This is a genomic window from Bradyrhizobium guangzhouense, from assembly GCF_004114955.1.
GTDB classification, from domain to species: domain Bacteria; phylum Pseudomonadota; class Alphaproteobacteria; order Rhizobiales; family Xanthobacteraceae; genus Bradyrhizobium; species Bradyrhizobium guangzhouense.
Map to the genome: position 1 here is coordinate 70,112 of NZ_CP030053.1, position 12,251 is coordinate 82,362.

Sequence of the window (12,251 nt, forward strand, 5' to 3'; positions counted from 1 at the left end):
GATATGGATTCTGAAGAGGACTCCCGATTCGGCGTGGGGGTCCTATGCGCAAGATTCGCAGTATCTTCAGTACGTTGCCAGATCCGCGTGCACCCAACGCACTGCACGACCTGCTGGACCTCATCGTCATCGCGCTGGCAACGGTGTTGTGCGGAGGACAGGGCGCGACGGATATGGAGGTTTTCGCGTCGTCCAAGGAAAAGCTGTTGCGGCAATTCCTTCGGTTGGAGCACGGAATCCCCAGTCACGATACGTTCAGCCGGGTCTTCAACGCGCTCGATCCGGGGGCTTTCGAACAGGCCTTCCGAAGCTTTATGGCAGCATTCGCAGAGGCCAACGGGATCAAGCTCACCGGCGTGGTGGCAGTCGATGGCAAAGCTGTTCGAGGAGCTTACGAACGCGGTCGCAGCGCCACGCCACTGCACATGGTCAATGTCTTTGCAACCGAAGCCCGCATGGCCCTGGCTGCATGCAAGGCGCCAGGCCGCAACGAGGCCCAAGGTGCCCTGGATGTGCTGCAAATGCTTTCGCTCGAAGGCTGCATCGTCACTGCCGACGCCCTGCATTGCAATCGTCCCTTCGCCAAGAAGGTGCTCGAGCGTGGCGCCCACTACGTGCTGGCTCTCAAGGAAAATCAAAGCAAACTGTTCGCGGAGGTCGAGCGCTGCTTTGCCCGCTCGGGCAAGCGCAGCGTGGCTCAACGACGCGAGCCGAGCACGCACGATCGATGCGAATCCCGGCGCGCCACCGTCATGCGCAACATCAGTCTGGGTACGACAAACCGCTTTCCCGGAGTGGCGGCCGTGGCTCGCATCACTTCGCGCCGCCGACTGCATGGCAAACCCGCCGGCAAGCCGTCCGTGCGATATTACTTGTTGTCCAAATACCTGCCCGCAAGACGATTGTTGCAGGTCGTCCGAGGCCATTGGAGCATCGAGAATCAGTTGCACTGGGTGCTCGATGTCGTCTTTGGCGAAGACGCTTGCCGAACCAGAAAAAACAACGGCCCCGAGAACTTCGCGATCTTGCGGCGAGCTGCAATCAATCTCATTCGAGCCCACCCCGCCCGCATCTCCATGCGACAGAAGGTCAAACGAGCAGGCTGGGAAGACGAATTCCTTCTCAGCCTTATCGGTCACATGCGATAGCCCTGCGGTCAAGCCGGGGCATGACAGCGAGCTGGCCGTCACACGTCCATCCGGCTAAACACCAGCGTGGCGTTGGTGCCGCCGAAGCCGAACGAATTCGACAGCACGGTGCCGATTTTGACGTTGTCGATGCGCTTGCGCACGATCGGCATGTCGGCGAACACAGGATCGAGCTCCTGGATGTGCGCGCTCTCGCAGATGAAGCCGTTGTTCATCATCAGCAGCGAGTAGATCGCCTCCTGCACGCCGGTCGCCCCCAGCGAATGGCCGGTCAGCGCCTTGGTCGCCGAGATCGGCGGGCACTTTTCGCCGGCGCCGAACACGCGACGGAGCGCGTCGATTTCCGGCGGGTCGCCGGCCGGCGTCGAAGTCGCATGCGGGTTGATGTAGTCGACCTTGGTCTTCACCGTCGACATCGCCATGCGCATGCAGCGCTCGGCACCTTCGCCCGACGGCGCGACCATGTCGTAGCCGTCCGAGGTCGCGCCATAGCCGACGATCTCGCCATAGATCCGCGCGCCGCGCGCCCTGGCATGCTCGAGCTCTTCCAGCACCAGCACGCCGGCGCCGCCGGCAATGACAAAACCGTCGCGATTGACGTCGTAGGGACGCGAGGCAGTGGCGGGCGTGTCGTTGTACTTCGAGGACATCGCGCCCATGGCATCGAACAGCACCGACAGCGACCAGTCGAGCTCCTCGCAGCCGCCGGCGAAGATGACGTCCTGCTTGCCGATCTGGATCGTTTCATAGGCATTGCCGACGCAGTGGTTCGACGTCGCGCAGGCCGAGGAGATCGAGTAGTTCACGCCCTTGATCTTGAACCAGGTCGCAAGCGTCGCCGACGCCGTGGACGACATCGCCTTTGGCACGGCAAACGGACCGACGCGCTTCGGTCCCTTGGTGCGGGTGATGTCGGCAGCTTCGACGATGGTGCGAGCGGACGGGCCGCCGGAGCCCATGATGATACCGGTGCGAATGTTGGAGACTTCATCAGGCGACAGACCGGAGTCCTGGATCGCCTGTTCCATTGCGATGTGATTCCACGCAGCGCCCTGACCGAGGAAACGCATCGCACGGCGGTCGACGACCGTGGAAGGATCGAGCGTGGGCGCACCTTGCACCTGCGACCGGAAACCGAGCTCGGCATATTTCTCGGCCCGCGAAATGCCCGACTTCGCCTCGTGAAGGCTTGCAAGCACTTCCTGGGTGTTGTTTCCGATCGACGAGACGATACCCATCCCGGTGACCACAACCCGCCTCATGACAGCCTCGCCTAAATCGTTGTCTTCTTGGTGATGCGCTTAGCCCAGGCTCGTGCCTTGCTTGAACAGGCCGACCTTCAGATCCTTGGCGCGATAAATAATCTGGTCGTCGACCGAAAGCCATCCGTCGGCAATGCCGAGCACCAGCTTTGAACGCATCACGCGCTTGATATCGACGTTGTACACAACCTTGCGAGCCTCGGGCAGCACCTGGCCGCCGAACTTCAATTCGCTGAGGCCAAGCGCACGGCCGCGACCTTCGCCACCGACCCAGCCCAGATAAAAGCCGACCATTTGCCACAGCGCATCGAGGCCGAGGCAACCCGGCATCACCGGATCGTTCTTGAAGTGGCAGCCGAAGAACCAGAGGTCGGCCTTCACGTCGAGCTCGGCGCGCACCAGGCCCTTGCCGAATTCGCCGCCATTGTCGTTGATTTCCGTGATGCGGTCGAACATCAGCATCGGCGGCAGCGGCAATTGCGCGTTGCCGGGGCCGAACATCTCACCGCGGGCACATGCCAGCAAGTCTTCGTATTCGTAACCGTTGCGCCTGTTCAGCATGCGGAAGCCTCTGTTTGAACCCCGATTGAGCGGCGTTTCTGGCAAAAATGGGCCCCGTCCTGCTCGGAAGGCAACACCAATTGCCGTCCTCAGGCGCCGATACCGAGAGCCGGATCGACCGCGCGCCGGGTCCCAATGCCTGGCCGCGCCAAAATCGGTTGGGCGGAACCGCGCGCTCTCTAACACAGGCCTTTTCGGGTAGCAAAGCCGTCCCATGAAGGTAAAATGACGGAGCTTCGGGTGGGTTCCTGAGCTGATTAGAACCACTCTAGTTGCGAGAAACTTGCATCTGCATCTATCTGTCCATATATTGCAGGTAGATAGTGTTCACGCGTGCCCGAATTCTGGAAATGAGCGAAAACAACGCGATCCGTCACGACGAAGATGCCCATGCGGCCCTTCTGTCCGGCCGCCAGCCGGCCCTGACCGGCTGCCCCTGGCACGACGTCAACGAAATGCTCCAATCTGCCGGCTTGCGCCCGACGCGTCAGCGCATGGCGCTGGGCTGGCTGCTGTTCGGCAAGGGTGCGCGCCATCTCACGGCTGAAATGCTCTATGAGGAAGCGACGCTGGCCAAGGTCCCGGTCTCGCTCGCGACCGTCTACAACACGCTGAACCAGCTGACCGATGCAGGCCTGCTGCGCCAGGTCAGCGTCGACGGCACCAAGACCTATTTCGACACCAACGTCACCACCCACCACCATTACTACCTCGAGAACAGCCACGAGCTGGTCGATATCGAGGACCCGCATCTGGAGCTGTCCAAGATGCCGGAGGTGCCGGAGGGATACGAGATCGCGCGCATCGACATGGTCGTGCGGCTGCGCAAGAAGCGCTGAGATCACCCTAGAATCGAACTGAGATCACCATGGCCGGGCTTGTCCCGGCCATCCACGTTCTCGGGGCTAGCGAAGTACGCGGATGCCCGGGCCTTCGCCTCGCCGAAGCGGCTTCGGCCGCGCAGGCGGGACAAGCCCGGGCATGACGGCAGTAGCTCGGGCTTCAGCCTACGGCGTCAATTCACCTGCTCGTCCGCGTAGACGCCCCAGAGGCGTTCCTGCTGGATCCAGCCGTCAAAGCCGTTGCCGGTGACGTGGCACCAGCTGGTGTTGCATTTTTTCACTGACGTCACGACGCCGGCCTGGAGCTTTGCGGCCACTGCGCTGTCGGGATCGGCGCGGTCATAGATCGGCGCGAGCTCGGCCTTGTTCTTCATGGTGACTACCGCAGTGCGGCGGCCCGACAGCAAGGAGTGATAGACCCAACCCTCAGCACCTTCGGAATCGCGTACCCGGCGCCAGTTCTCGAACTCGGCGGTGATTTCGACCGGCAGGCCGGCGCGGGTGTAGACCCAGGCCACGTCATTGTCCTTGGTGGGGCCGGCGCGGACGTTGACGTGATCCGATTTGAGACTGACATAGCGCGGCACCGGCAGACCGCTGGCGGTCTGGGGTGTGGGGTCCTTGGCCGAGTGCGAGGGGCCGACCGAAGCGCTCCACCAGGTGCAAACGAGCGCCATCACCGAACAAAAACGCCCCAACGCCATCAACCCGTCTCCTGTCGAAGTCCCGGCTGAACCGGGTCCTCACCCCAAATTCCAAAACCTGCCGCGTACGCCCCCTCTCCCGCCCCACGCGGGTGTTCCCGAAGCGCCAGCCCTGGTTCTTGTCTTGGCCCGGCCTTCTGCTAGAGAGGACGGACATCTGAACAACCAGTTTGCCCCGATTTTCCGGTCGGAAAGCGGGGTGATAGCTTGAAGGAAACGCCGGGGACGACACGGCAAAAGCAGTGTCGAACAACCGGGTTAATGAGGCCTCAACAGCCGGCCATTGGCGACAAAGGCGGCCTGCAACGCCTCATGAGGGCAGGACATGTCGGTGAAGAAAAAGCCCCTCGTCGTCGTGACGCGCAAGCTGCCGGACTCGATCGAGACCCGGATGCGCGAGCTGTTCGACGCACGCATCAATCTCGACGACACGCCGATGTCGGCCGAGCAGATCGCGGAGGCCGCCCGCACCGCCGACATCCTGGTTCCAACGGTGACCGATCATATCAGCGCCGACGTCGTCAACCAGCCCGACTGCAAGCTGAAGCTGATCGCCAATTTCGGCAATGGCGTCGACAATATCGACGTCGAGGCCGCACATGCCCGCGGCATCACCGTCACCAACACGCCGAAGGTCCTGACCGAAGACACCGCCGACATGACCATGGCGCTGATCCTGGCCGTGCCGCGCCGGATGATCGAAGGCGCCTCGGTGCTGACGGAAGGAAAACCCTGGGCCGGCTGGTCGCCGACCTGGATGCTGGGCCACCGCATCGGGGGAAAACGCCTCGGCATCGTCGGCATGGGCCGCATCGGCCAGGCGGTCGCGCGCCGCGCCCGCGCCTTCGGCCTCCAGATCCACTATCACAACCGCCGTCCCGTCGCCCCGAAGATCGCCGAAGAGCTTGGCGCGACCTATTGGGAAAGCCTCGACCAGATGCTGGCGCGGATGGACATCATCTCGGTGAACTGTCCGCACACGCCGGCGACCTATCATCTGCTGTCCGCGCGACGGCTGAAGCTGATCCGCAAGGATGCCTACATCGTCAATACCGCGCGCGGCGAAGTGACCGACGAGGACACGCTGATCAAGTTGATCGAGGGCGGCGAGATCGGCGGCGCCGGGCTCGACGTCTACGAGCACGAGCCGGCGGTCAATCCGAAGCTGGTGCGGCTTGCAAAGGCCGGCAAGGTGATCCTGATGCCGCATATGGGCTCGGCCACGATCGAGGGCCGCGTCGAGATGGGCGAGAAGGTCATCATCAACATCCGCACCTTCCTCGACGCCCACAAGCCGCCGGACCGCGTCCTGCCGAGCATGCTGTAAGGCGCGAGAACTGATCGCACTCAGGTGCGATGGACGCTGAGATCCGACATCACCGGCCCGTCGCCATTGAGCGGATTGGCCGGATCGCGCCCATAGCGCAACGTTTCGAAGCGCATCGCGCGCGCGTCGATCATCAGGAGACGGCCGACCAGGCCCTCGCCGAAACCGACGATCTCGCGGATCGCCTCCAGCGCCATCATCGAGCCCATCACGCCCGCGAGCGCACCCATGACGCCAGCTTCCGCGCAGGCCGGTACGGTGCCGGGCGGCGGCGCTTCCGGAAACAGGCAGCGATAGGTCGGGTTGAATTCGCCCTGCTCGTTCGTCTCATGCGCGCGGATGGTGGTGAGCGAGCCATCAAACGTGCCGAGCGCCGCCGTGATCAGCGGCCGCTTCGCGAAGAAGCAGGCATCGGAGGTCAGATAGCGCGTCGAGAAATTGTCGGAACCGTCGAGCACCAGATCGTAATCGCCGATCAGCGCAAGCGCATTGTCGGCGTTGAGCCAGGTGGCATGGCCGACGAAGGAGACATGCGGATTGAGGGCTGCGATCCGTTCGGCCGCGCTCTCGACCTTGTGCCGGCCGATATCGGGCGTGGTGTGGATCACCTGGCGCTGCAGGTTGGACAGCGACACCACGTCGTCATCGACCACGCCCAGCGTACCGACGCCGGCGGCAGCCAGATACATCAGCGCCGGCGCGCCGAGCCCGCCGGCGCCGATCACCAGCACCGAGGCTCGCTTCAGCGCAGCCTGGCCCGGTCCGCCGACATCGCGCAGCACGATATGGCGGGCATAGCGCTCGAGTTCGTCCGGGCTCAACACTGTCTGTTACTCCTGAACCACCGCAACATTGTTCGCGACCAACGAGATGTGCTTCAATGGCTGTGCGTTCAATGGGCTGGCTGGATTTGTCATGAGATCGATGCTTGCGGCAACACTGATGTTGGCGTCCGCCACAGGCGCCAGCGCCCAGATGACGACGCCGCAGCTCCCCGGCTCCAAGCCGAAAGTGGTCCAGACCGTTCCGATCAAGCCGCCCGCGCTGCAAACGCCGTCGGAAACGGCCGACGCGATGGCGCAGGCCGAGCGGCTGTCGCTCCAGTCCGACCTCGCCTGGGTGGGCCAATATAACGGCGCCATCACCGGCGACGTCAGCTCGCGCATGGTCGACGCCATCAAGGACTACCAGAAGGCCAAGGGCGGCAAGCCGACCGGCGTGCTCAATCCGCAGGAGCGCGCCGCGCTCGCCGAGACCGCACGGCGCAAGCAGGACAGCGTCGGCTGGAAAATCGTAACGGAGATGACCAGCGGCGCGCGGCTCGGCATTCCCGGTAAGCTGGTGCCAAATCAAGCGACCGACGCCAACGGCTCGAAATGGACTTCGCCGACCGGCACGGTGCAGGTGCTGCTGAGCCGCCGCAAGGAGGCGAACCCGACCACCGCAAAACTCGCTGACACCGAGAGGAAAGAGCCGGCCGGTCGCAAGGTCGATTACACCGTGGTGAAGCCCGACTTCTTCGTGATGTCGGGCTTGCAGGGCCTGAAGAAATTCTACGTGCGCGGCACCTTCAAGGGCGACGAGGTCCGCATCATGACGATCCTCTATGACCAGGCCATGGAGAACACGGTCGAGCCCGTCGTGATCGCGATGTCGAGCGCGTTCAGTGCGTTTCCCTCGGGGCCGCAAGCCGGACCGCCGCCGCGCAAGACCGTCGAATACGGCACCGGCATTATCGTCAGCGAGGACGGCGCGATTCTGGCGGACCGTCTCGTCACCGATTCCTGCCTCGCCATCACGATCGGCGGCTACGGCAATGCCGACCGCCTCGCCGAGGACAAGGAGCACGATCTCGCGCTGCTGCACATCTATGGCGCCCGCGGCCTGAAGCCGCTCAGCCTCGCGAGCGGCGCGGCGAAGACTGGCGTCGATGTCGTCGGTATCGCCGATCCGCAGAGCCAGGGCGGCGCAGCCGGCGTGTCGAGCGTCAAGGGCGCGCTGGTGCCGGTCACGGCGAGCGATTCCGCGCTGACGCCGCCACCCGCCGTCGGCTTCTCAGGCAGCCCTGCGATTGACGGCGATGGAAAGTTCGCGGGCATCGCGCTGCTGAAGCCGGCGATGGTTGCAGGCCCCGCGACGACTTTGCCGGCATCACAGGCGGTGATGGTTTCCGCGGAGACGGTGCGCGATTTCCTGAAAGCGAATGCCGTCACCGCGAATGGCACGTCGACCGACGCGAAGGCCGCCGTCGTGCGCGTGATCTGCGTGCGGAAGTAACTCGCTTGTCCCGGACGCACTGCGGCACGCAGTGACGCCGCGCAGAGCCGGGACCCATGCCACTTCAGGGTCGGTGCACGAAGATTCTGGGCCCCGGCTCAGCAGCGCATCACACCGGACGATGCTTCGCATCGCCGGGGGTGCTGCGCTGCGTCCGGGGCACGAGACTAGCTCAACCTGAATCGTACACCAGTCTTCGCAAGCCCGCCGGAGATCCCGACCGGCGTGCCATCCGCGCGCCAGCAGGCGGCGCCGGTCATGGTGCCGTCGTCGTGGAAGGCGATGCCGTTCATGCCGCCGGCGACGGTCGCGACGGGCTGGACCTTGTGTCCGAGCGCCGTAAGTTTTGAGCGCACCGCTGCCGGCACAGCCTGTTCGACCTCGAGCGCATTGCCTTCGGTCCAGACGCGGGGCGCTTCGACCGCTTCCTGCAACGTCATGCCGTGATCGATCAAATTGACCAGCGCCTGCATCGCGCTCGGAAAGATGCGCTTGCCCCCGGGCAGGCCGAGCGCATAGCGCAGCTTGCCGCCGCACAGCGCCATCATCGGCGACATCGAGGTCGTCACGCGCTTGCCCGGCGCCAGCGACAACGCATGGCCGGGACGCGGGTCGAACAGGTTCATGTAATTATTGGCGATGGCTCCTAAGCCCGGGATCATGATCTTGGCGCCGAACAGATTGTTGATGGTCTGCGTCGTCGCAACCACATTGCCGAAACTGTCCGCCGCCGTCATGTGCGTGGTGTGCGCGCTTTCGAGTTGCGTCACACCGGCGCCAAAAGCCTGCGCACGCGCCGAATCGATGGCGCGACGGCGCTCCTCGGCATAGGCCTTCGAGGTCAGCTTCTCCACGGGCACGCCGACATAATCAGGATCGCCGCTGGCCGCGGCGCGATCGGCGAAAGCGATTTTGAGGACTTCGGCGAGGTAGTGAATGGTCTCCGATGTACCGAAGCCGAGGCCGCCGATGTCGTAACCTTCGAGAATATTCAGCATCTGCGCGATGTGGACGCCGGAGGCCGCGGGCGGCGGCGGGCCCAAAATGGTCCAGCCGCGATAGTCGGCGCGGATCGGCTGCCGCTCGACCGTCTTGTAGCTCGTCAGATCATTGCGGCGGATGAAGCCGCCCGACTTCTCCATGTAATCGACCAGGATGTCGCCGAGCGGCCCGTCGTAAAGAGCCTTCTCGCCATGCTCGGCGATGTGGCGCAGGGTCTCGGCATATTCTGCCTGCACCACGCGCTCGCCGACCTTGAGCGGCTCGCCATCGGGCAAATAGATTGCCGCGATCGGCTTGTCCTGGCGCATCGTGGCGGCGCTCTCGCTGATGCATTCGTGCAGATAGGGCGTCGCCGCATAGCCGCGCGCGGCGTGCTTGATCGCGGGCTGCATGACGTCGGCGAGGCTCATGGTGCCGAACCTTTGCAGCGTCTCGCACCAGGCTTTCAGCGAGCCCGGCGTCGCGACCGCTTTCGGCCCGTTCAAATTCTCGTTGCCGACGGTATCGAACACGTCGTGAGCCGAGCCCGGCTTCGAAATGTAGGTGGTGTCGCGCACGGAAGCGGGCACGGTGCTTTGGCCGTCGATGATGCGGTGGCTGCCGTCGGCGAGGCGGATATGCGCCATGCCGCCCCCGATGATGCCGACCATCATCGGCTCGACCACGGTCAGCGTGAACAGTGTGGCGATCGCCGCATCGACAGCGTTGCCGCCGGCCGCCAGCATCTCGGCGCCGGCGCTGGACGCCAGCGGGTGGTTGCTCACGACCATGCCGCGGCTCGACACCGCCGGCATCTTCTGACATTCAAAGCTCGTCGCCGTCCGGTCGCGCCAGTTTCCGCCCATGCCTGATGTCCTTCTTGTTCACGATAGCGAGCACATCACACGCAGGATTACGGGTCCAGTAATGGTACGGATTAGCTGGCATTCCTGATTCTGCCATCATCGTTAGCGTTGATTCGGACATCCGCGGTCCCCCCTTTGGATCGGGCAAGGCACGTCCTGAGCGAGAAGAGCTCAGCATCGAAAAAGCGATGCACGTTCGCGTGGCGTTATCCCAGACCCAAGCACTCCAAAGGATTCAACTCTCCATGCACACGATCGTACTCGCCACCCAAAAGGGCGGCAGTGGCAAGAGCACCCTCGCCATCGGCCTCGCGCTGGCTGCAAAGCAGGCCGGCTTCACCGTCCGCCTGATCGAGACCGACCCGCAGGGCACCCTGTCCAACTGGGCGCGCCGCCGCAACAATGACGATGTCGTCGTCGAGCCGATCTATCACGCCGCCGATTTCGCGCCGCGGCTGAACATGCTGGCCGACAGCGGCCTCCAGCTCGCGATCGTCGACACCGCGGCCGGCCTGTCCGCCGCCACCACCGCCGCGATCCGCCACTCCGACCTCTGCCTGATCCCGGCCCGCCCGAGCGTCGCCGACATCGAGGCCACCGTCTCCACCGTCAGCGTCGCGCGCGCCTGGAAGCGCCCCTACAGCTTCGTGCTGAACCAGACGCCGATCCGCGGCCAGCGCATCGACAACGCGGCGAGCGCGCTCGCCGAGGAAGCCGCCCTCGATCTCACTGACGTGCTCGCCCGCCCGCTGATCGTGATGCGCAACGACCACCAGGACTCGCTCGCCTCGGGCCTCGCCGTCAGCGAGTTCGCGCCGAACGGCAAGTCGACCGAGGAGGTGCGCGGCCTCTGGCGCTGGATCGAGACCCGCCTCGAGCTCTCCGCCGGCAATCTCCTGATCGATCAGGTCATGTCGGCGGCGGACGGAGTGCTGCATGCCGCCACCGAGCTTTCGGCGGACGAGACTACGGTTCTGGCGTCCTGAGCGGGGCGATCGCTCAAGGTCCAGACGGGCTCTTCGCCATCCGGTGAATGAGCCCAAGCGACGAAGCAATCCGGCCACCAGCCCGGCCGGATTGCTTCGCTTCGCGTTTCAGGCGGGAACGAACGCGGCCCCGGCCAAAATCTCGAAAACAACCCCATGCACAGTAGGACCGCGTCCAGCCGAGTTATCGCGGCGACGGCACGCAGATGTCTGACTTGTCGGGCAAAATGGCTGTTCGCGAGCGACGGCGCTCTATCCCGTCATTGCGAGCGCAATGACGTGGTGGGGCCGTCGTCTTCGCCGAGACTCACGACCTGTCGGCGGCAGGCCCGATCTTCACTTCTGACATTTCGGACACCAGAACGTCGATCGCCCGTTCTGGGTGAAGCGCTTGATGGTGCCGCCGCAGCGCGGCGTCGTGCATGTCTCGCCTTCGCGGTCATAGACGTTGAAGGAGTGCTGGAAATAGCCGAGCTCGCCGGAGGTCTGGCGATGATCGCGCAGCGACGAGCCGCCGGCCTTGATGGCGTCGTTGAGCACGGTGTGGATGGCGCCGACCAGTCGCTTGGCATGATCCGTGGCTTCGCCCTTCTTGGTCGAGAGCGTCGCGGCGATGCGGCGCGGCGACAAATGCGAGCGGTGCAGGGCTTCGCAGACATAGATGTTGCCGAGGCCGGCGACGACGCGCTGGTCGAGCAGCGCGGCTTTCAGGCTGGTAGCCTTGTCCTGGCAGGCGCGCGCCAGCATCGCGGCGTCGAACTCGTTGCCGAGCGGCTCGGGGCCGAGGCCGCGCAGCAGCGGCTCGTCCTCGAGCGCACTGCGCGCGATCACTTTCATGTAACCGAAGCGCCTGGGATCGTTGAAGACGATGTCGGCGCCCGAGGACATCCGAAACAGCACGTGGTCGTGCGCGGAGTCCTTCCCCTTGGGATAGTGAAACTCGCCTGATACCGCCTCGTTGTCCGGCTTGATGACGCGGAACGAGCCCGACATGCCCAGATGCATCAGCAGCACGTCGCCGGAGCCGAGATCGGCCATGAGATATTTTGCACGTCGGCCGAGCCCCGTGACGATCTGTCCCTGCAGCCGGGCCACGAAATCGGGCTGGAACGGAAAGCGCAAATCGGGCCTGCGGGCCTCCGCGACCATGATTTTCGCACCCTCCATGACGGGCTGAAGGCCGCGGCGGACGGTCTCGACTTCGGGCAATTCAGGCATGGTCAGGCATTCACCTTATGAGGGCGGTGTGATAGCGCCATTGCGGCGGGCGGGCTATGGTCCGCCCAGTGGAGTAGAG

The 12,251-nt window shown here is 64.3% G+C and carries 11 protein-coding genes; 5 read left to right on the top strand and 6 right to left on the bottom strand.

Going from position 1 to position 12,251, the window contains the following annotated elements; translation table 11 throughout:
* The first annotated feature begins 44 nt into the window (after window positions 1-44).
* A complete protein-coding gene (locus XH91_RS00315; protein WP_100175217.1) occupies window positions 45-1,148 on the top strand; it encodes an ISAs1 family transposase in 1,104 nt (367 codons plus the stop codon).
* Between the two features lie 38 nt (window positions 1,149-1,186).
* Here the strand turns inward: XH91_RS00315 and fabB are convergent, their stop codons facing one another.
* Together fabB and fabA are read right to left on the bottom strand one after the other, a co-directional pair.
* Window positions 1,187-2,410, bottom strand: coding sequence for a beta-ketoacyl-ACP synthase I (gene fabB / locus XH91_RS00320; protein WP_128948745.1), 1,224 nt, complete (start codon window positions 2,408-2,410; stop codon window positions 1,187-1,189).
* A 39-nt stretch (window positions 2,411-2,449) separates the two neighbouring features.
* A complete protein-coding gene (fabA, locus tag XH91_RS00325) occupies window positions 2,450-2,971 on the bottom strand; it encodes a bifunctional 3-hydroxydecanoyl-ACP dehydratase/trans-2-decenoyl-ACP isomerase (RefSeq protein ID WP_128948746.1) in 522 nt (173 codons plus the stop codon).
* 350 nt (window positions 2,972-3,321) lie between these two features.
* Between fabA and irrA the strand changes: the two genes are divergently transcribed.
* On the top strand, window positions 3,322-3,810 hold the full coding sequence (gene irrA / locus XH91_RS00330) for an iron response transcriptional regulator IrrA (protein ID WP_128948747.1): 489 nt from the start codon (window positions 3,322-3,324) through the stop codon (window positions 3,808-3,810).
* Window positions 3,811-3,986: 176 nt separating this feature from the next.
* Here the strand turns inward: irrA and XH91_RS00335 are convergent, their stop codons facing one another.
* The gene (locus tag XH91_RS00335) at window positions 3,987-4,517 is read right to left on the bottom strand and encodes an SH3 domain-containing protein (protein ID WP_128948748.1); all 531 of its coding nucleotides are present in this window, start codon (window positions 4,515-4,517) and stop codon (window positions 3,987-3,989) included.
* Window positions 4,518-4,842: 325 nt separating this feature from the next.
* On the opposite strand from XH91_RS00335, the gene XH91_RS00340 reads away from it, so the two are divergent.
* A complete protein-coding gene (locus XH91_RS00340) occupies window positions 4,843-5,844 on the top strand; it encodes a 2-hydroxyacid dehydrogenase (protein WP_128948749.1) in 1,002 nt (333 codons plus the stop codon).
* A 20-nt stretch (window positions 5,845-5,864) separates the two neighbouring features.
* On the opposite strand, the gene XH91_RS00345 is transcribed toward XH91_RS00340, so the two are convergent.
* The gene (locus XH91_RS00345) at window positions 5,865-6,668 is read right to left on the bottom strand and encodes a HesA/MoeB/ThiF family protein (RefSeq protein WP_128948750.1); all 804 of its coding nucleotides are present in this window, start codon (window positions 6,666-6,668) and stop codon (window positions 5,865-5,867) included.
* A 91-nt stretch (window positions 6,669-6,759) separates the two neighbouring features.
* Between XH91_RS00345 and XH91_RS00350 the strand changes: the two genes are divergently transcribed.
* On the top strand, window positions 6,760-8,121 hold the full coding sequence (locus tag XH91_RS00350; RefSeq protein WP_164933566.1) for a serine protease: 1,362 nt from the start codon (window positions 6,760-6,762) through the stop codon (window positions 8,119-8,121).
* Between the two features lie 167 nt (window positions 8,122-8,288).
* Here the strand turns inward: XH91_RS00350 and ggt are convergent, their stop codons facing one another.
* The gene (ggt, locus tag XH91_RS00355) at window positions 8,289-9,968 is read right to left on the bottom strand and encodes a gamma-glutamyltransferase (protein ID WP_128948751.1); all 1,680 of its coding nucleotides are present in this window, start codon (window positions 9,966-9,968) and stop codon (window positions 8,289-8,291) included.
* 245 nt (window positions 9,969-10,213) lie between these two features.
* On the opposite strand from ggt, the gene XH91_RS00360 reads away from it, so the two are divergent.
* The gene (locus tag XH91_RS00360; protein WP_128948752.1) at window positions 10,214-10,954 is read left to right on the top strand and encodes a ParA family protein; all 741 of its coding nucleotides are present in this window, start codon (window positions 10,214-10,216) and stop codon (window positions 10,952-10,954) included.
* A 336-nt stretch (window positions 10,955-11,290) separates the two neighbouring features.
* Here the strand turns inward: XH91_RS00360 and mutM are convergent, their stop codons facing one another.
* Window positions 11,291-12,172 carry a bifunctional DNA-formamidopyrimidine glycosylase/DNA-(apurinic or apyrimidinic site) lyase gene (mutM, locus tag XH91_RS00365; protein WP_128948753.1) on the bottom strand — a complete coding sequence of 294 codons (882 nt, stop codon included), beginning with the start codon at window positions 12,170-12,172 and terminating at the stop codon, window positions 11,291-11,293.
* Window positions 12,173-12,251 lie beyond the last annotated feature (79 nt).